We start from the raw sequence: 18,836 nt of genomic DNA on the forward strand, positions 1-18,836 counted from the left end.
CGCCTACCGTAGTAGTCCGTAGGTCGTCAGGCCGACGGACGCATCCCGGTGACTTCGCGATACGTTTGCACGAGCGTGGCGATCTCGGTCTGACTGATGACGTCGTCGATGTTCTCGAACGGTTCGTCGCCGGTGCGTTCGTAGACCTCGCGAAGGATGGCGTCAGGTGGGTTGGTGCGGTTGGTCAGCACGACGGTCGCTGTGGCTGGCACCCGTTCGGCCTCGTACGCCGAGAAGGCGCGCTCGATGGTGGGCTGGGCCTCCAGCGCGGCCCGAAGGGCGCGGGTGTCCAGGATCGCCTGTCCGGCGCCGTTCGAGCCTCGCGGAACCATCGGGTGCGCGGCATCGCCCAGCAGGGTGATACGGCCGCCGCCCCACTGCGGAAGTGGGTCCTGGTCGACCATCGGGTATTCGAGGATGGTCTCGGTCGAGGCCATCAGGGCCGGCACGTCGAGCCATTCGAACTTCCAGTCGGCGAAGACGTCGATGAAGTCCTCGAGCTTGCCGACACGGCTCCATTCGCGGTCGGCCGGTCGGGCCCGCTCGACCTCGGCCACCCAGTTGATCAACTGGGTGCCGTCCGCGTCTGGTTCTGTCAAGGGGTAGATCACGAGCTTGCCGCTCGCGAGCCAGCCGGCTCGTACCATCGAGCCACCGGTGAGAAACGACGGAGCGCGCACGACACCGCGCCACATCGTCACGCCGGAGTAGAGGGGAGCGCCGTCGTCGGGGTGGAGCTGCTTGCGGAGCGCCGAGTGGATGCCGTCGGCACCGACCACTCCCGCCACGGGGATCGTTCGTGTCACCGACTGGTCGGTGGTCCGGACGATGGTCACCTCGACGCGGTCCTCGTACGACGTGGCGGCGGTGACCGTGCTTCCGAGCTGCACTGCACCAACACCGAGCCGCTCGCGGACTGCTTCGAGGAGCACGGACTGGAGCGCCCCGCGGTGGATCGAGAGCTGCGGAGTGTCATGACCCGCATGCCGCCCGGCAGGTTCGGCGTACACGAGCTGACCGTGCCGGTTGTAGAACGCGGACTCCCTCGTCTCGATCGATGCGGCCCTGAGTCGGTCGAGTAGGCCGAGCTCGGCGAGCACCCCGGTGGAGTGCGGCAGCAGGTTGACGCCGGCGCCGATCGGGATCAGGTCGGGTGCGGCTTCGTGGACCTGGCAGGAGATCCCGGCGTGGTGAAGCTGTAGCGCGAGGGTGAGGCCGCCGATTCCGGCGCCAGCGATCAGGATGTCGTCCTTGTGTTCCATCTCAGTCTCCTTGGTGATGTGCGCGGTCACGGAAGATGAAGGACCGAGCGGAGCGGGGGTGTCGGGCCGTCGTGGGAGCTGAACGCCTTCTCGAGGTCGGACAGCCCCATGAGGTCGTGGACCTCGTCGATCAATGCGGCGGGGTCGACGGCGCCGCTAGCAACAGCGGCAACGGCGTCGCCGTAGTGGCCGGCACCGCCGCGAAGTCCGAGGAGATCGATCTCCCTCAGCAGGACATCGGCGGCGGGCACGTCCGCGGGGGAGCGTCCCAGCAGGACGACCAAGGCGCCAGGGCATGCTGCGGCGAGCGCAGCGCGTGTCCCAGGCTCGACGGCGGACGTGTCGACGACCAAGCTCCCGCGCCAGCCGGTGACTTCACCGGGCGCGGTGGTGGAGAGGCCGAGGTCGCGGGCTCGTGCTCGACGCTCGGCCGACGGCTCCTCGATGGTCACACCCCAGCCGTCGTTGGCAAGGAGCTGGCCGATCAGAAGGCCGAGCGGGCCGCCGCCGATCAACACGGCGTCGCCCGTAGCGATGCCCCTTGCGGCGATCTCGGCGCGGATGCGGAATCCGATGGCGACCGGTTCGAGGACCGTCGCCGCGTCGTCGCCGACGCTTGCGGGGACGGGGACGACGCGTGCCGCCGGAAGGGCTACGCGCTCGGCGAGCAGGCCGTCGACGGTCATGCCGAGGTAGCCTCCGTCCAGACAGACGCCCGGGTGACTTGCGAGACATGAACGGCAGGAGCCGCACTGGTCGACCGGGTCGATGACAACACGTGTGCCGAGCAGGGCAGGATCCACGCCCACACCGACCGCGGTGACGACGCCGACCCCGTCGTGGGTCGGGACGATCGGGAGACGATCCAGGCGGCCGCGCCACGCGTGGAGGTCTGTGCCGCAGACGCCGACGGCTGTCGGGCGCACGACGACCTCTCCGGCCCGGGGCTCGGGCAGCGGTCGGGCCTCCTCGTTGAAGGTGTGGGCAGCGATGAGCTGCCAAACTCTTCCGCCCGCGCGCACCCGGGCCGTCACGACTGTGCCTCGCGCGCGTGGGCGGGCATATGGACGGTGTGCGTCGCGGTGTACTCCAGTACGGTCTCTGGGCCGAACTCCCTGCCGAATCCGCTTCCCTTCACGCCACCGAACGGGGCCCGGAGCGCGACACCGTCCAGATTGTGGGTGTTGACGAAGGTGTAGCCGGCCTCGAGACGGCCGGCGAGTGAGAATGCCTGGTCTTCATCTGCCGTCCATACGGAGGACCCCAGTCCGAGGTCAGAGGCGTTGGCGCGGCGTACCGCGTCGTCGACATCGTCGAAGACCAGAACCGGGGCCACTGGACCGAACTGCTCCAGTCGCGCGACCGGCCAGTCGTCATCGACCCCGATCAGCAGCGTCGGCCGCAGGAAGGTGCCGGGGCCGTCTACCACTGCGGGATCAGGAACCGTGCCGAGCTCGACGACTGTCGCGCCGCGGGCGGCCGCGTCGTCGATCAGATCCCGTACGAAGTCCCGCTGGCTTGAGGTGGCCACAGGGCCCATCGTCGTCTCCTCCAACAGAGGATCGCCGACGACCAGGTGCGTTCGGGCGGCCTCGATGAACCCATCCACGAACGTGTCGAGTACCGAACGGTGTACGTACCAACGCTTGGCTGCCATGCAGACCTGACCGCTCGTCCGGAAGCTTGCCAACACGGCTCGCTTGAAAAGCTCGGGGGAGAACGGCGCGTCCGGGAGAACAATGGCCGCGTCGTTGCCACCGAGCTCCAAGCTGACCGGTACGGCGCGCGGTGCTGCCGCGACCATCACCGCGGCACCCGCCGCCTCGCCGCCCGTGAACGCGATCCGGCGAATGCCGGGATGCGCCACCAGAGCGGCACCAGTGGTCCGGTCGCCCTGGACGACGCCCACCAGGCCAGTGGGCAGCTCGGATCCGAGCGCTTCGAGCAGGGCGGTGACCGCGGCCGCGGCGACGGGGGACGGCTTCACGACGATCGCATTGCCTGCTAGTACCGCCGGGCCCACTTTGGTGGCCGCGAGCACGAGTGGGGCGTTCCAAGGCACGATCGCGGCCACGACCCCATAGGGCTGGCGAAGAACCCGCAAGCGGCCACGAGCGTCGTCCTCTTCCGTACTGCTCAGATGGGCGGGGCCTTCCTCGGCCATCTGCCGGATCAGGGCCAGCGCGACGCGTACCTCGGCGCGGCTGTCGTTGATCGGCTTGCCGAGCTCGTTGGCCAACGTGTTCGCGAGCTGGTCCGCCTGCGCCTCGGCCGCGTCGGCGGCGAGCGCCAGCAGGAGGGCGCGGTCGGCAACAGGGGTGCTGGCCCATCCTGCCTGAGCTGCGGCGGCCGCTGTGACGGCGCGGTCGACTCCGGTGACGCCTGCTTCCTGCAGCGAGCCCAGGACGGTCGTGCCGTCCGTGGGGTTGATCCGGACGATGTCGGGTGCCCCGGTCGTTGCTTCCCTGGCGAGCGTCATCGGGCTTCCTCCGTCGGTAAGTCGGGCCGTGGCTTCGCGTCTCGCGGCCCGCTGTCGGGAGCCGCCGTCGCGGTGCACGGGTTTACGAAGCAAGAGTGCATACACCTTTCGGGCAGTGCCATCGATCACACGAGAACTTCAGCCCTCCGGAACGCGACCGGTGGGCGTGTCAGGACAGCGCGCGGTTGAGCGCCTTCGCCAGCGCCTCCGCGATGCCTTCCGCGCAAGACCTGAGGGCCGGCAGGTGTTCGATGAGCGCGCCTCTGGAGGTGCGGGCGGCCGGGGCGGCGATGACGACTGCGGCGGCGGCTCTTCGCGAGGGTAGGACGACGGGTACGCCGATCCCGAAGATCTCCCGCTCGGTCTCGCCGAGGTTGAGGGCGAAGCCCTGTCGCCGCACAACCGCCAGCTCCCGCCTCAGGGACGCGAGGTCCATGGTCGTGCCGTCGCGGCGGTTGGCCTTGCCCAATGGATAGAGCGCGGCCAGTTGGGCATCCGTGAGGTGCGCCAAGAGGACTTTGCCGCCGGAGATTGTGTGCGCGGGCAGCAACAGCCCGACCCGACGGCGCACGCGTGGCGGGATCGTGCCGTCGACGCCGTCGACGAACCGTGCGCCATTGCCTTCGAGCGCGACCAGGTGCGCGGTCTCACCCGTCGCGGCGGCCAGGTCAGCAAGGTACGGGTGAGCCGTACCGACGATGTCGGGCATCGGCCCGGCCGAGCGGCGCATGTGCGTGAGCCGGGGCCCCGGCACATACGCGCGCTGGCGGTCCTGCTCGGCGAACTGATGCTCCTTGAGAGCGGCGAGCAGGCGATGCGCGGTCGGTGGGGTGACGGAGAGCAGCTCGGCGGCCTCGGCCACCCGGATCCGATCGCGTTCGCTCAGGGCAACCAGCAGACGGAGTACGTTCTCCGCCGAGGAGACCTGTTCGCTACGACCCATCTGACAAGTTTGACCCCACGACTAGGGCCACGCGACCCACGTTCAGATCTTCCTCCAAGAATTGGTGTGCGGCGGCTGCGTCGGCAAGGGGAAAGGTCGTGGTTGCCGGAGCCCGGAATCCACGCTCGACCTCGGTCCAGGCGAGCCGGCAGCTTTCCCGGTTCCCCGTCCGTACGCCGATGACCGACTGGCCGAGCGAATACAGACGCTTGAGATCCACGGGAACGTCGTGGCCGGCGAATGCGCCGCTGGAGACGACCACGCCCCCCGGCGCAAGAGCGAGCTGGCTGTTGCGCCACAGGTCGACGTCGCCGATGTTGTCGACGACGACCTGAGCGCCACCACCGCTGAGTCTCCTCACGTGATCGGGGAAGTCTGCCGTCGTTCCGTCCAGCACGTGCTCGAACCCGAGCTCGTTGAGCCGCCGCCGCTTGTCGTCGTCGCGTGATGTCACGATTACGTTGGCCCCGAGGTGTCGTGCGAGGGCTGCAGAGACACTGCCCAGGGCGGATGTCGCGGCCTGGACGACGACCCAATCGCCGGCCTTCATCTCCGCGCGGCGAAGTTGGTTCATCGCCACCGCCGGTCCGAGGGCGAGCGCGACTGTGTCGATCGGGTCGAGGCCTTTCGGAACATGGTGCAGGTTCGAGGCAGGTACGGCGACGTACTCGGCGTACGCGCCCTGACTATGGGTGCCGATGATCTTGAGGGACTGGCACAGTTCGTCGCGACCGGACAGGCACTGGCGGCAGGTCCGGCAGGTGACGACGGGGAACCCGGCGACGCGGTCACCGACTTGGACGGACGTCACCTCGGGACCGACAGCGGCCACGACGCCGGAGTGCTCGGCGCCCAGGACGTGGGGGAACGAAAACTTCGCGTAGGGATGCGTGCCGGCTCGCGCCGCGAGATCCAGCAGGCGACCGACGGCCACGGCGGCGACCTGGACCAACACCTCGTCAGCGTCGAGCGTTGGGACCGGCAGGACTTCAATCCGGAGTACGTCGGGTCCACCGTGCTTCCGGAAGGTCACGGCGGTCATCTCGGCGGGGATTGTCCGCAGCTCCGGCCAGGCGTTCATCGCTGCACCATCCGGGTTTCGAGGCGACCCATGCCATGGATCTCTGCCACAACGACATCGCCCGGAGCCAACCACTCCTGACGGGGGAAGCCGACGCCTGCCGGCGTGCCGGTCAGGATGACGTCGCCGGGCTCGAGCTGGACGATTCGGCTCGCGGCAGCGATCTGCGCTGCGACGCTCACCACCATGTCGGCCGTGGAGCTCTCTTGCTTCACGACGCCGTTGACGCTCAGCCGCAGGCCGACCTGCTGGGGGTCTTCGACGAACCAGTGCGGAAGGACGCCCGGCCCCAGCGGCAAGAAGCCGTCGAGTGCCTTGTGGCTGACCCAGTCCCACTCGAACGCAGGAAAGACTGCGCCATTGCGATGGAAGAGCCCGCGTGCCGACAGGTCATTGGCGATGGTGTAGCCGGCGACGTGGGCGAGCGCCTGGTCGAGCGGAATGTCGCGGCCGCCCTTTCCGATGACCACCGCGAGCTCGACCTCCCAGTCGACATTCCAGCCGTGCTCCGGGGAGGCGATCGCGACCTGGGCACCGGGCCCGACAACCGTCGTGGTCGGTGGCTTGAAGAAGAAGTAGGGCTCCGCGTCCGGTGACGGCCGCTCCGTGCCCATCTCCTCGGTGTGGCTGTAGTAGTTGGCGCCCGCGCAGAGCACCTTCCGCGGATAGGTCAAGGGAGCGTGCAGCTCGGCGTCCGGCACGACCACGAGGTCGGCAGCGGTCAACGCGCGGAGGACAGGCTCTACCGCCGCCCAGTCGTCGAGCAGCGCCAGGAGCGGGCGCTCGGCGAAGGCGTCCGGCAGGCGGTGCACCTTGCCGTCAGCCATGACGCCGGTGAAAGCGCGGGCTGGCGCAACGGTGTCCTCGCCGCCAGTGGGCGAGGTGTACTGAACGAGGGTGAAGCTGGGGCTGGTCATGGCGATCCTCTCGCGCCGGAGTGTGACGAAGTGCACACACTTTGACATCGGCGGGGGCCCTGAACGTGCCACCTGTGACGTGGATTCCGCAGGGCGAAATACGTGATCGCCTGCCTTGGGTGCTGCGAACGGGGAGCGCAAAGTGTGTGCACATTCACAGCCGTCGCTGCGCACCCCGAGGGAGTTCACCATGCGCGTTCAAGGCCTCCTGCACTACGGACTACAAGTGCCCTCCCTTGAGGTGGGCCACGACTTCTACACCGACTTCGGCCTCCAGATCTCCGAACGCGACAACGCTCTTGCTGTGCGTTGCGAGGGTCGCGATCTGGACCAGACGGTGCTCATCGAGGGACCCCGCAAGCAGTTGCAGTTCGTCGCGTTCGCCGTCGACGCCGACTCTTTGCCTGAGTGGCAGCGCAGGATCGAGGGCGCCGGGATCAAGCTGGCTGACGCCCCTCTCGCGGCTGCAGAGGGCGGCTTGTGGTTCCGCGACCCCGAGGGAGTCCTCGTCAACCTCCGTGAGGACGCGCTCGCTCCGTGGCGCAAGGCCGCCCCGGAGGAGTCGCAGTTCAACTTCGGCGACGACATCCAGCGGGTCGATCGCGCGCGTTGGCTCGAGGCCGACGCGCCCGCCTCGCCGCGCCGGCTCAGCCACATGTTGATGTTCAGCTCGGATATCGACCGCTCGGAGAGGTTCTACGCTGACCTGCTCGGTCTGAAGCTCTCCGACAAGATCACCGGCGCCGCGACCTTCATGAATTCCGGCCCCGGCGACCACCACGTTTTCGGCTTCATCCGCAGCACCCATCCCGGCCTGCACCACTCCAGTTGGGAAGTCACCAACTTCGACCAGATGGCAGTCGGTGCCCGCACGATGCAGGAGCGCGGTCACCAGGAGGGCTGGGGCCTGGGTCGGCACACCCTCGGGTCGAATCTCTTCCACTACATCCGCGACCCGTGGGGCAGCTGGATCGAGTACAGCGCCGACATGGACCGCATCACCGACGACTGGCAGGCCAACGAATGGGATGCCCCTCCGGCGGTGTGGTGTCCGATTCCTCCGGAGACCTTCATGCAGAACTTCGAGGAGACGAGCTGACGATGACGACCGACGTACGTCCGGACAGCCCAGTGCACATCACGATGGTCGATGGGCCCGGGCAACCGCCCGCGACCCCCGAGCTCGCGAAGCTCTATCGCGAGTTCGAATCCGAGTTGTTGGTGCCGCTGTGGACCGAGATCGGCGACCTGATGCCGACCGACCCGAGATCCCGCGCCGTGGCCCACCGCTGGCGGTGGGACCGGCTCCGCGAGATGGCTGGCGCCGCGGGGAAGCTCGTGCCAATCGGACGCGGCGGCGAGCGCCGGGCCATTGCCCTCGCCAACCCGGGCCTGGGAGGCCGCCCGTTCGCGACGCCCACGCTCTGGGCGGCGATCCAGTATCTCAATCCCGGCGAGGATGCCCCGGTTCACCGCCACACCCAGCACGCCTTCCGCTTCGTGATCGAGGGAGAGGGAGTGTGGACCGTCGTCAACGACGACCCCGTCTCGATGAAACGTGGAGACTTCTTGCCGCAGGCCGGATGGGCCTGGCATGGCCACCACAACATCAGCAAGTCGTCGATGGCGTGGATCGACGGTCTCGACATTCCGTTTCAATACCAGACTGATGCGACCTTCTTCCAGTTCGGTCCTGACGAGGTTCCTACGCGCCAGGCACCCGACCGGTCGCAGTCGGAGCGGCTCTGGGGTCACGCGGGACTCCGCCCGCTGACTCACCTCGCTCCTGCCCCGGCCTCCCCGCTGCTGGCCTACCGATGGGAGAACACCGACCGCGCGCTCGATGACCAGCTTGCCTTGGAGAAGGAGGGCTACGCCGCGACCTTAGAGCCCGGTCACGCGGCCGTCCGCTTCACGAACCCGACGAGCGGCGCCGACGTCCTCCCGACCGTTCGCGCGGAGTTCCATCGGCTGGCGCCCGGTACCGCGACATCCACCTCCCGTGAGGTGGGCTCGTCGGTCTATACGGTGTTCGAGGGGGAGGGGCGGGTTGCCGTGGGCTCGGCTTCTTGGCATGTCGAGCGGGGTGATCTGTTCGTCGTCCCCTCCTGGCAGGCGCTCCGGCTCGAGTCCGACAGCGGCATGGACCTGTTCCGGTTCAGCGACACCCCGATCTTCGAGCGGCTCGACCTGGATCGCCGCCACGTCGAGGAGATTCAGGCATGAGGCTTGCGACACTACGGACTGGCGAAGGCCCGCGCGCTGCTCGCGTCGAGCACGATCGATACGTCGGTCTGGAAGCGACCGATGTGGGCGCGCTCCTCGAGATGGAGGGATGGCAGGAGCGGGCGGCCGCTGACGGGCCGGCGTACCCGTTGGACACCGAGCTCGACGTCGTCATCCCTCGGCCCGGAAAGATCCTTTGCGTGGGCCTGAACTACCGCAGCCACATCCTGGAGATGGGCCGACCGCTTCCGGAGTTCCCGACGCTGTTCGCCAAGTTCGCTGACACGCTCATCGGGCCCCGGGACGCTATCGAGCTCCCGGCCGAGTCTGAGGAGGTCGACTGGGAGGCGGAGCTGGTCGTCGTCATCGGGGCGACGGTTAGGCGCGCCGATGAGGAGGAAGCGACGGCCGCGATCGCGGGATTCACCGTGATGAACGATGTCTCGGTACGGGACTGGCAGTTCCGCACCCGTGAGTGGCTCCAGGGCAAGAACTTCGAACGCTCGACGCCGCTGGGCCCGGTTGTTGCAACACCGGACGAGCTGCCAGGCGGCGTACGTCCGGCCGTGCCCATCAGTGCCACCGTCGCGGGGGAGAAGATGCAAGGGGCTGACACGTCCGACCTGCTCTTCGACCCGGTCGATCTCGTCCGCTACGTGTCGTCGATGATCACCCTGCGGCCCGGCGATGTCATCGCGACCGGGACGCCCGGTGGCGTTGGCCACGCGCGCAAGCCACCCCGCTATCTGCAAGACGGCGAGGTCGTGACGATGGAGGTCGGTGGCATCGGACGCCTCGACAACAAGGCAGTCCGAACTTGAGAACCCGGTCCCACGAGTGGGTCGAGGAAGCTACGCAGCTCTTCTTCGACGGCGTCGATCGGCTCGATGACGCAGACTTCGCCGCACCTACCGGGCTTTCCGGCTGGAGCAGGAGCCACTTGATCGCCCACGTGCACTTCAACGCGCTGGCTCTGCGCCGGCTCGCTCGATGGGCCGCCACCGGAGATCCCCATCCCATGTACGCCTCCCGCGAACAGCGGAACGGAGAGATCGAGTCTGGGAGCCGGCTCGCGCCGACGTCACTCCGCCTCATCGCGCGTGGCTCCGCTGACCGGCTCACCGAGGACCTCGCGGCCCTGAGCGAGGAATCCTGGCTCCGTGAGGTCGACACCGCGCAGGGCAGGACTGTTCCCGCAACCGAGATCCCTTGGCTACGGGCCAGGGAAGTCGCGATCCACGCGGTGGACCTCGGGATCGGGATCACCTTCGACGACCTGCCCGACGACTTCGTCGAAGCGTTGCTCGTCGATGTCGTACGTCGGCGAGCGAACCTCGGTGAGGGCCGGCACCTTGCCGCCTGGCTGACCGGGCGGGAGCATGCTCCGCCTCCGCTCGGCCCCTGGCTCTAGCGCAGTCCGGGTCAGTCGTGGTGTCCGGTGTAAGGAAGCGGTACGCCGTCCGCGTCCGTTGGCGCACCGGCCCAGACCCGGAGCGCGTCCATGGCCGGTTGCAACGCTTCTCCGCGTGCCGTCAGGCGGTAGGTGACGCCGACCGGCGGACCAGGTTCGACGAGGCGCTCGACCAGTCCAATCTCCTGAAGCTCGGTGAGCCGCTCACTGAGCATGCGCTTGGACATCTGCGGCACCGCGCGCATCAGCTCATTGAATCGTGCCGGACGCTGCAGCAGCAGGTCGACCAGCAAGCCGGTCCAGCGCTTGCCCAGCACCTCGAACGCGTCCGCCGTGTAGCTGCATGCGTGCAAGTCCAGCGAGGGCTCCATGACCACCAGCATAACGAGTGGTGAGAAACTTCCCGACCTGGGAATTATTGAGTACTAGGTAATGTTAAGTAACCATCCAGCCCGGAGTGCTGGCTACAAATGAAATCAAGGAGTTCATCATGTCCACGAAGTCGTACCCTGCCGATCGCCTCTCTGGCGATCGTGCGGCGATCCTGCTCGTCGACCATCAGGTCGGTCTGATCCTCGGGGTCGAGGACCACGACAAGGAGGAGCTGCGGCGCAATGTCCTGGCCCTCGCCAAGGCCGCCAAGGCACACGACCTGCCGGTGATCCTCAGCACCAGTGCCGATGACGGCCCCAATGGGCCGATCCTGCCCGAGCTGCTCGCGCTCCTTCCGGATGCCCAGCTGATCCGTCGTCCCGGCGAGATCGACGCGTTCGACAACGAGGAGTTCAAGTCGGCCGTGCGGGAACTCGGCCGCGACCAGCTCATCATCGCCGGCATCAGCACCGATGTCTGCGTGTCGTTCGCGTCGCTCTCCGCCGTTGCCGAGGGTTACACGGTGCACGCGGTTACCGACGCCTCCGGCACCTGGAGCACGCTCGCCGCCGACGCTGCCATCACCCGGATGCACGACGCCGGCGTGACGATCAATAGCACCGTCGCGGTCGCTGCCGAACTGCAGCGTGACTGGCGCCTGCCCGGTGGCTACGAGACTGCCGAGCTGATGGCGTCCAACGCGCTGCCGTTCTACGGCTCGCTGGTCACCTTCGTGACGCAGCAGGCTGAGGCCACCGCCGACGCCTGAGTACGCCCGCAGGTCGGCCCGACGACAGATCCGTCGGGCCGACCGCGGCAATTCGGCATCAAGGAGGAGTCATGACACTTCCCATCATCTTCGGGGCGAACATCGACCCCCTGTGGAACGAGCCCGGCGAGCCGTTGCGACTGGCGCGGTTCGCCGAGTCGCTCGGCCTTGACCTGGTGACCATTCAAGATCACCCCTATCAACCGAGGTTCTTCGAGACCTGGACGCTGCTCACTCACCTGGCTGCGGGCACGGAGTCGATCGACTTCGTCCCGACTGTGCTCAACCTGCCGTTACGGCCTCCCGCGATGCTGGCCAAGGCGGCGGCGTCCCTGGATCTTCTCTCGGGCGGGCGCGTGCGGCTCGGGCTTGGCGCGGGCGGCTTCTACGACCCGATCGTGGCGATGGACGGTCCTCGTCGCACCGCGGGAGAGTCGGTCGATGCTCTCAGTGAGGGCATCGATGTCATCCGGGCGATGTGGAGTGGTGAGCGCGCAGTGCGGTACGACGGCACGCACTATCACCTTCGGGGTGTGCACCCGGGTCCGACGCCGCACGGCAACCCCGGCATCTGGCTGGGCGCCTACGGTCCGAGGATGCTCGAGCTGACCGGGGCCAAGGCAGACGGCTGGCTTCCGTCGCACGGCTACCTTCCCCTAGAGAAAGTGCCGGCGTCGATCGCCCGCATCAAGGAGTCGGCCGAGCGCGCGGGGCGTGACCCGAACCTCCTGCGCATGGTGCATAACATCGCCGGGGCCATCGGGCCGGAGTCAGCCACGCCGTTCGGTGGGTCGGTCGACCAGTGGATCGACCAGCTCGTCTCGCTCGTGCGGGCGGGCATGAACGGGTTCGCCCTGTGGCCCGCGGGCGACGTCGAACAGCAGCTCGCTGTGTTCGCGCAGGAGGTCGCACCGGCCGTGCGCGCAGCGATCTGAGTACGTTGACCCGGCATACGACACGAGTTCCCGGCGCAAAGCGCGGGGGACTCGTGTTCTGTGCTCAGGCGTACAGCGCTGCGATCCGCCGCGACTCCGCGTCGTCACGCCACCCGGCGGTGGCACCGCCGTCGATACAGATGTTCTGGCCGGTCACCCAGCCTGATTCGTCGGAGGCCAGATAGAGCGCCAGGTAGGCGATGTCGTCACTGGTGCCGGCGCGCTGGATGAGTTTGTTGCCGAGTTGCCAGGCCTTGGCCTGTGGGTCGACGACCGCATCCGTAGCCGGTGTAGCGACGAACCCGGGGGAGATCGCGTTCACCCGCACACCGAACTCGCCGCCCTCCGCCGCCAGCGACCTGGTCATCGCCACGACGGCGCCCTTGGCGGCGGAGTGCGCCACCTGGCCGAGCGGCGCGATGCCGCGCAATGCCGAGTAGGACGCCGTGTTGATGACGACCCCACCGCCGTCACACAGATACGGCCACGCGACACTCGTCGTGTTGAAGATGATGTTGAGTTCGACGTCCATCACGTGACGCCAGAGTTCCTGGGTCATCCTCGCAAATGGAGCGAACCCATATCCCGCGCCGTTGTTGTACAGCACGTCGATCCCGCCCAACTCGGTCGCTGCCCGCTCTACCCACGCGGCTGCGGCATCGGCGTCGCTGAGATCGACGTCGAACCCACGAGCATCAAGACCGTCGGCACGGCACTGCTCGGCGGTGCGTTCGGCGGCACCAGTTTGGATGTCGCAACCGATCACCGTCGCGCCGTGCTCGGCGAAGAGTCGTTGCGCTGCTGCGCCCTGGCCGCCGGCTGTGCCCGTGATGAGAACTCGCTTGCCCTCGAGACGTCCTGGGTGCAGCCCGGCAGGTTCCTGGTTTGTCATTGATCCTCCTTGATCCGGTTAGTTGGCCAGGAAGCCGCCGTCGACGGCGAGTGCCTCGCCGTGCACAAAGGCCGCCTCGTCCGACAGCAGCCAGGCCACGGCAGAAGCGACCTCAGCAGGCTCGCCGAAACGGTTCAGCAGATGCCGCTCACGAAGGCGGGCGAAGTGCGAGGAGAACTGCGGATCGTCGACCAGTCGCGCGATCATGGGCGTACGGATGATGCCTGGCAGGACGGCGTTGACCCTGATGCCGAGCTGACCGTAATCGGCGGCAGCGGCCCTGGTCAGGCCGATGACGCCGTGCTTCGCGGCGACGTACTCCGCCGCGTTGGGGATCGCGACCTTTCCGAGCCCCGACGCGGTGTTCACGATGGAGCCCGCACCGGTCTCGAGTATCGCTCGCACCTCGTACTTGAGGCAGTTGAAGACGCCGGTGAGGTCGATCCGTACGGCGCGGTCCCACTGCTCGGCAGTCAGGTCGTGGAGCGGCACGCCGCTCTGCTCGACGCCGGCGTTGTTGAAGGCTCCGTCGAGTCGACCGAAGCGTGCCACGACTTCGGCAACCATCTCCTCGACCTGTTCAGGGTCGCTGACGTCAGCGTTGAAGAGGTCCGCCGATCCGCCATCGGCGACGATGTCGTCTACAACGGCCTTGGCTGACGCATTGATGTCGACGAGCGCCACACTGGCGCCCAGGCGGGCTAGGTGGACGGCGGTGGCCGCTCCGATGCCGCCGCCTGCTCCGGTAACGATGATGGTCTTCTCGCTCAATTCCATGCCGCGAGATTCCAACTCGTGGGTGTACGGCCACAAGCGCGTCAACACCATCTTCGGATGACCGGAATCCGTCCCCTCGGCGCGCGGACGAACACATTCGGCATGGCGGAATGTGCCCGCGCTGGAGTGGTGAGGTCCTTCACGTCTGCAGATGGTGCTGCCATGAACGTCACCACCACCCTCGGCGAAAGTCGTTTCAACCGCTTCCACGGCGGCTTGGCTGCCCTCTGCGGCCTCACCATCCTCTTTGACGGCTACGACTTGACGATCTACGGAGCAGCGCTGCCATCGATGGTCGAGGAGTTCGGCATCAGTCCGGCACAGGCCGGTGCCATCGGTAGCTGGGCGCTCGTCGGCATGATGCTCGGCGCCATCATCGGCGGTGCACTCTCCGATACGGTTGGCCGCAAGCCGACGATCATCGGCAGTGTCCTGCTTTACTCCATCTTCACCGGCGCGGTCTTCTGGGCCGACACACCGACCCAGGTCGCCGTCCTTCGCTTCTGTGCCGGCCTGGGGATCGGTGGAGTCATGCCGAACGCGGTCGGCCTGGTCGCCGACTACGCCCCGACCAGGAACCGCCACGCACTCGTCAGCTTGATGTTCAGCGGCTACATGGTCGGCGGAGTCCTGGCCTCGCTGGTCGCGATCGTCGCGATTCCGACGTTCGGCTGGCGATCGATCTACCTGGTGGGTGCTCTCCCTCTCCTTCTCGTCGTCCCGGTACTTGTGCGCTATCTCCCGGAGTCTCCGACGTACCTGCTGCGCGTGGGCCGGGACGCCGATCTCTCGGCAGCGGTCCGACGGGCCAATCCGGCTGCGCAGATCGAGCCCGGTACGACGCTCCGAGCCGACGTGCGACGTCCGGAGCGGGCCTCGCTCCGTCAGCTGTTCGCCGACGGATATGCCGGCCGCAGCCTGCTCCTATGGGTCGCGTTCTTCATGGTCCTGCTGATGATCTACGGCCTGCTCACGTGGCTTCCTCAGCTCATGATCAAGTCCGGCTTCGCCTTGGCATCCAGCCTGTCGTTCCTGCTCACCCTGTTCGTCGCTGCGACCGTCGTCACCTGCATCGGTGGCTACCTCGCCGATCGACTCGGCTCGCGCCGCGTCCTGATCGTGGCGTACCTGCTTGCTGCAGCCCTCATCACCTTGCTCGGACACCTCGGTGGTGCACCGCTGATCGTGGTGTAAACAGTCATCGCCGTCGGCGGAGGTGCCGCCTTCTCAGCCCAGATCTTCGCGAACGCATTCGCGGCCGAGCTATATCCTCCCGCTCTCCGCACATCAGGGCTCGGGTGGGCACTCGGTGTGGGGCGGATCGGCGCGATAGCGGGCCCGGCACTTGGCGGGTTGTTGCTCGACGCCGCTGTACCGCTCAGTATCAACTTCCTTGTCTTCGCGGTACCCGGCCTGCTGGCTTCCATCGCAGTCCTCTGCATTAGACCCAAGGTCAACCGGTCGCTTCCGGTTGCCGGAACACTCATCAGCGACACGACCCGCCCATAGCCATGCGCGGAAGGACGCGCTGCGCCTGCAAGGAGCCCCCTCGCTACCTCCGAATTGTGTGCAGGTCGGGCCGGGAAGAACTTCAGCTGTCGTTCGACCGCCATCGGCTCCGTGACTGGAAGTACTCGGAAGCTTCAGGTGTCTCGTTGAACTCAAGGAGGCCGCCGACCTTCTGCATGAGCAGGTCCCGCACTTCGGCCGGGGTTGCGAAGAAGAACTCCCGGCGTTCGTTGACGAAGTTCACCCGCCGGTCAGCGAATGCCTTGTGCAGCTCGTTCTCCAGAGTCACCGCGTCGTCGGAGAAGAACAGGGCGTGAGTGTCGTATAGGAACGGACATGCAGGAGAATTCGTGGGTTGGTTTTGCGAGGGCTGAGATCAGTGACCGCCAGACGAGTCACGTCCTCGTACGTGATTACGACGCGGGCACAGCCACAGATATGTCGAACAACCGTGCGATCTTGACAGAATCGGTTAGGCCCTGACCAGCAAGAACTCGCATCTGGGGTTCGCTCGCCGCGGGCGCTCGTCTAGCGGACTCCAAGCCGGTTTCGGCATTTGAGTCCTCTGCTCTAACCGACTGAGCTAACGGCCCGCGCAGATCCTAGCGGGCGCTGTTCGGCTCCATCGGCCGCAGCCCGTTCGACAGCACGACAGCTCCCGACCCGGCGGCCTCGAGCCCGCCGGGTTGCGGCACAAGAAGCTCGCGCTAGCTGTGAACGATCTCCGCTCCGTCCGCCGCGCGCTGGACGGCCTGGCAGCCTCTCTCCGCGCCCGATCGGGACTCGTAGGCCTCTCCGGTGGCAACGACTTCGCCGTTGCCGGCCTTGAGACGAAAGCGGAACTTCCCGGCCTGGTCCTCGTACACCTCGAACTTGCCCGCCATCGGCTTGCCTCCTGTGTCGTGGTTGCCTTCAACGGTATCGACAGGAACTCAGCCGCGTCAGCCGTTCGCCCAACCTTCAACTGAACGTCAGCGGACGTTGCCGGAGGCTTCCGGGCTCAACCCTCGGTGTCGATGAGGTATCGGCCGTCGGTGTAGACGAGCCCCAGCGTCACCGTGCCGCCGTCCTGGCGGCCGTCCTTCATCGTGTACCGATAGGTGTACGTCACCTTGAGCGGGTCGACGCTGGGGGAGACCGAGACGACGCTGGTGCTCGCCACCGAGCCCCACCAGTCGCGATAGCCCTCGATCCCGCCGCTCTTGGCCTGGAAGGCCGGGGTCAGCATCGAGAACGCGCTGTCGGGGTTCGCGGGCGCGGTGGCGAGATAGTTGCGGATGAACGCATCGATGCCCTCGGCGCTCGCGCCGGCCGTCTCGCTCGCCGACGGGCTCTCGCTCGGGGACTGGCTCGCGGTCTCGCTGGGGGTCGGCTCCTCCGAGGGTTCCTCCGACTCCTCGTCGGCGGTGTCCTCGGTCTTCTCGCCGGTGGTCTCCTCCAGCGGCGATGCGGATGCGACCGGCTTCGGTTTCGCGTTCGGCTCGTCCCCGCGGTTGGCCCACAACGCCCCGCCCACCAGCAGCACCAGGGCGGCGGCCACGACGAGCGCCACCGGCCACCACCTGCGCCGGCGGGCCGCGGCCGGCTGCGACGCCACCGCGGGCATCGCGGCCTCCGTCGGTGCCGGAGCCGGCGCCGCGACCGCGCCGAGCAGCTGCGTACGCATCGCCACCGGCTCCAGCTTCTCGGCCGCGAGCCGGCCCGCGAGGAAGTCGAGCACGTCCTGCGCCGACCAGCGCTCGGCGGGGTCGTAGGCCATGGTGTGCTCCAGCAGCTGCGCGAGCCGGCCGGCCAGCGGCGTACGTGGCGGCTCCTCGTGCACCACCCGATACAGCGTCGCCAGCGCGTTGTCGCCGATCCCGTAGGGCGGCTCGCCCGTCAGCGCCTGGAAGAGCGTGGCGCCCAGCGACCACATGTCACTGGCCGGGGTGGCCCGCCCGCCGGTGGCGATCTCCGGGGCCAGGTACGCCGGCGAGCCGGTGACCTGTCCGGTCTGGGTGGTCTGGGAGTCGACGCCACGGGCGATCCCGAAGTCGGTGAGCTTGGCACGGTCGGCACGGCCGACCACGATGTTGGCCGGCTTCACGTCCCGATGGACGATGCCGGCGGCATGGGCGGCGCGCAGGGCGGAGGCGATCTGACCGATCAGCCTCGCGGCGTCCTCGACCGAGAGGGGGCCGTCGTCGCGCACCATGTGCGCGAGGGTCTTCCCCTCCACGTACTCCATCACCAGCCACGGCTTGTCGTCGTCGCGCACCAGGTCGAAGACGGCGACGACGTTCGGGTGGACCAGTCGTGCGGCGAGCCGTGCTTCGCGTTCGACGGCGGCATCGGAGACGCCGTCGAGCGCGACCAGCTGTTTGAGCGCGACCGAACGTCCCAGCACGTCGTCGGTCGCGAGCCAGACGGCCCCCATCGCTCCCCGGCCGAGCTCCCTCTCGAGTCGGTACCTCCCTGCGATCACCCAGGTCCCCTCAAATCTCAACGCGTTGGCCAGTGGTCAACTCTAGGGGGTATCGCCCACTACCCTTGCTTCCGGGACAACCCGTTCCGGGCCCCGGAAACACCATCTGAGAACGATCTGAGAAAGGCACCACGTGTCCATCGATCCCACCCTCCTCGACGACCTCGAGTGGCGAGGCCTCATCGCCGACTCGACGGACCGCGACGCGCTCCGAGAAGCGCTGGCCGGCGGGAGCGTGCGGTTCTATATCGGGTTCGACCCCACGGCGCCGAGCCTCCACATGGGCAACCTTCTCCAGATCACCATGGCGATGCGCCTGCAGCAGGCCGGCCACACTCCCTACGTCCTCGTCGGCGGCGCCACCGGCATGATCGGCGACCCGCGCGACTCGGGGGAGCGCACCCTCAACTCGCCCGAGACCGTCAAGGAATGGGTCGGCAAGGTGCGCAGCCAGATCGAGCGCTTCGTCTCCTTCGAGGGCGAGACCGCCGCGACGATGGTCAACAACGCCGACTGGACCGCGTCGCTGTCCGTGATCGACTTCCTGCGAGACATCGGCAAGCACTTCCCGGTCAACCGGATGCTCGCCCGTGACACGGTGAAGAAGCGTCTCGAGGACGGCATCTCCTACACCGAGTTCTCCTACATCCTTCTGCAGTCCATGGATTACCTGAACCTTTTCCGTACGCACGGGGTCAGCCTCCAGTTCGGCGGTTCGGACCAGTGGGGGAACATCACCGGCGGTGTCGAGCTGGTCCGTCGGGTCACCGGCGAGACCGTCCACGCCTTCACCACGCCG

At 67.5% G+C, this 18,836-nt stretch carries 19 protein-coding genes and 1 pseudogene (1 of these 20 cut by a window edge); 8 read left to right on the forward strand and 12 right to left on the reverse strand.

The window, feature by feature from the left end:
- Positions 1-26: 26 nt before the first annotated feature.
- From HD557_RS07295 to HD557_RS07320, 6 genes are all read right to left on the reverse strand, one after another.
- A complete protein-coding gene (locus HD557_RS07295) occupies positions 27-1,262 on the reverse strand; it encodes a flavin-dependent oxidoreductase (RefSeq protein WP_196873415.1) in 1,236 nt (411 codons plus the stop codon).
- A gap of 26 nt (positions 1,263-1,288) precedes the next feature.
- Positions 1,289-2,296, reverse strand: a complete 1,008-nt coding sequence (locus HD557_RS07300; RefSeq protein WP_196873416.1) for an alcohol dehydrogenase catalytic domain-containing protein — start codon at positions 2,294-2,296, stop codon at positions 1,289-1,291.
- On the reverse strand, positions 2,293-3,741 hold the full coding sequence (locus HD557_RS07305; RefSeq protein WP_196873417.1) for an aldehyde dehydrogenase family protein: 1,449 nt from the start codon (positions 3,739-3,741) through the stop codon (positions 2,293-2,295). Before HD557_RS07305 ends, HD557_RS07300 begins: the two co-directional genes overlap by 4 nt.
- A gap of 169 nt (positions 3,742-3,910) precedes the next feature.
- A complete protein-coding gene (locus tag HD557_RS07310) occupies positions 3,911-4,684 on the reverse strand; it encodes an IclR family transcriptional regulator (protein ID WP_008364224.1) in 774 nt (257 codons plus the stop codon).
- A complete protein-coding gene (locus tag HD557_RS07315) occupies positions 4,674-5,765 on the reverse strand; it encodes an alcohol dehydrogenase catalytic domain-containing protein (RefSeq protein ID WP_008364225.1) in 1,092 nt (363 codons plus the stop codon). The genes HD557_RS07310 and HD557_RS07315 overlap by 11 nt, the downstream gene beginning before the upstream one ends.
- On the reverse strand, positions 5,762-6,682 hold the full coding sequence (locus HD557_RS07320; protein ID WP_196873418.1) for a fumarylacetoacetate hydrolase family protein: 921 nt from the start codon (positions 6,680-6,682) through the stop codon (positions 5,762-5,764). Before HD557_RS07320 ends, HD557_RS07315 begins: the two co-directional genes overlap by 4 nt.
- 190 nt (positions 6,683-6,872) lie before the next feature.
- Between HD557_RS07320 and HD557_RS07325 the strand changes: the two genes are divergently transcribed.
- The 4 genes from HD557_RS07325 (at position 6,873) to HD557_RS07340 (ending at position 10,319) form a co-directional block, all read left to right on the forward strand.
- Positions 6,873-7,781 carry a VOC family protein gene (locus HD557_RS07325; protein WP_196873419.1) on the forward strand — a complete coding sequence of 303 codons (909 nt, stop codon included), beginning with the start codon at positions 6,873-6,875 and terminating at the stop codon, positions 7,779-7,781.
- Between the two features lie 2 nt (positions 7,782-7,783).
- A complete protein-coding gene (locus HD557_RS07330) occupies positions 7,784-8,908 on the forward strand; it encodes a cupin domain-containing protein (RefSeq protein ID WP_196873420.1) in 1,125 nt (374 codons plus the stop codon).
- A 149-nt stretch (positions 8,909-9,057) separates the two neighbouring features.
- Positions 9,058-9,729 carry a fumarylacetoacetate hydrolase family protein gene (locus tag HD557_RS07335; RefSeq protein ID WP_231380215.1) on the forward strand — a complete coding sequence of 224 codons (672 nt, stop codon included), beginning with the start codon at positions 9,058-9,060 and terminating at the stop codon, positions 9,727-9,729.
- Positions 9,726-10,319, forward strand: coding sequence for a maleylpyruvate isomerase N-terminal domain-containing protein (locus HD557_RS07340; RefSeq protein WP_196873421.1), 594 nt, complete (start codon positions 9,726-9,728; stop codon positions 10,317-10,319). The genes HD557_RS07335 and HD557_RS07340 overlap by 4 nt, the downstream gene beginning before the upstream one ends.
- Positions 10,320-10,330: 11 nt before the next feature.
- Here HD557_RS07340 and HD557_RS07345 read toward each other — a convergent pair whose 3' ends face one another.
- Entirely contained in the window at positions 10,331-10,690 is a 360-nt protein-coding gene (locus tag HD557_RS07345) for a winged helix-turn-helix transcriptional regulator (protein ID WP_040757531.1), read from the reverse strand.
- 119 nt (positions 10,691-10,809) lie between these two features.
- Between HD557_RS07345 and HD557_RS07350 the strand changes: the two genes are divergently transcribed.
- Together HD557_RS07350 and HD557_RS07355 are read left to right on the forward strand one after the other, a co-directional pair.
- Complete coding sequence (locus tag HD557_RS07350) at positions 10,810-11,460, forward strand: isochorismatase family protein (protein WP_008364233.1); 651 nt, start codon at positions 10,810-10,812, stop codon at positions 11,458-11,460.
- Between the two features lie 71 nt (positions 11,461-11,531).
- Positions 11,532-12,395, forward strand: a complete 864-nt coding sequence (locus HD557_RS07355; protein WP_008364234.1) for an LLM class flavin-dependent oxidoreductase — start codon at positions 11,532-11,534, stop codon at positions 12,393-12,395.
- A gap of 64 nt (positions 12,396-12,459) precedes the next feature.
- Here the strand turns inward: HD557_RS07355 and HD557_RS07360 are convergent, their stop codons facing one another.
- Positions 12,460-13,287: an SDR family NAD(P)-dependent oxidoreductase gene (locus tag HD557_RS07360; RefSeq protein ID WP_008364235.1), complete on the reverse strand. Its 828-nt coding sequence runs from the start codon at positions 13,285-13,287 to the stop codon at positions 12,460-12,462.
- An 18-nt stretch (positions 13,288-13,305) separates the two neighbouring features.
- On the reverse strand, positions 13,306-14,064 hold the full coding sequence (locus HD557_RS07365) for an SDR family NAD(P)-dependent oxidoreductase (RefSeq protein WP_008364237.1): 759 nt from the start codon (positions 14,062-14,064) through the stop codon (positions 13,306-13,308).
- A gap of 18 nt (positions 14,065-14,082) precedes the next feature.
- Here HD557_RS07365 and HD557_RS07370 point away from each other — a divergent pair, with 18 nt between their 5' ends.
- A complete protein-coding gene (locus HD557_RS07370; RefSeq protein ID WP_196873422.1) occupies positions 14,083-15,258 on the forward strand; it encodes an MFS transporter in 1,176 nt (391 codons plus the stop codon).
- A gap of 397 nt (positions 15,259-15,655) precedes the next feature.
- Here HD557_RS07370 and HD557_RS07375 read toward each other — a convergent pair.
- The 3 genes and pseudogenes from HD557_RS07375 to HD557_RS07385 form a co-directional block, all read right to left on the reverse strand.
- Positions 15,656-15,922: pseudogene (locus HD557_RS07375) on the reverse strand (GIY-YIG nuclease family protein); the annotation flags it as partial.
- Positions 15,923-16,280: 358 nt separating this feature from the next.
- Entirely contained in the window at positions 16,281-16,457 is a 177-nt protein-coding gene (locus HD557_RS07380; RefSeq protein WP_008364240.1) for a YegP family protein, read from the reverse strand.
- A gap of 116 nt (positions 16,458-16,573) precedes the next feature.
- Complete coding sequence (locus HD557_RS07385) at positions 16,574-18,037, reverse strand: serine/threonine-protein kinase (RefSeq protein ID WP_196873423.1); 1,464 nt, start codon at positions 18,035-18,037, stop codon at positions 16,574-16,576.
- A gap of 133 nt (positions 18,038-18,170) precedes the next feature.
- Here HD557_RS07385 and tyrS point away from each other — a divergent pair, with 133 nt between their 5' ends.
- Positions 18,171-18,836, forward strand: the 5' portion of a protein-coding gene (gene tyrS / locus HD557_RS07390; RefSeq protein ID WP_196873424.1) for a tyrosine--tRNA ligase. 606 nt of this gene lie beyond the right edge of the window; only the first 666 of its 1,272 coding nucleotides appear in the window; it begins with the start codon at positions 18,171-18,173; its stop codon lies beyond the right edge, outside the window.

The organism is Nocardioides luteus (assembly GCF_015752315.1).
GTDB lineage: Bacteria > Actinomycetota > Actinomycetes > Propionibacteriales > Nocardioidaceae > Nocardioides.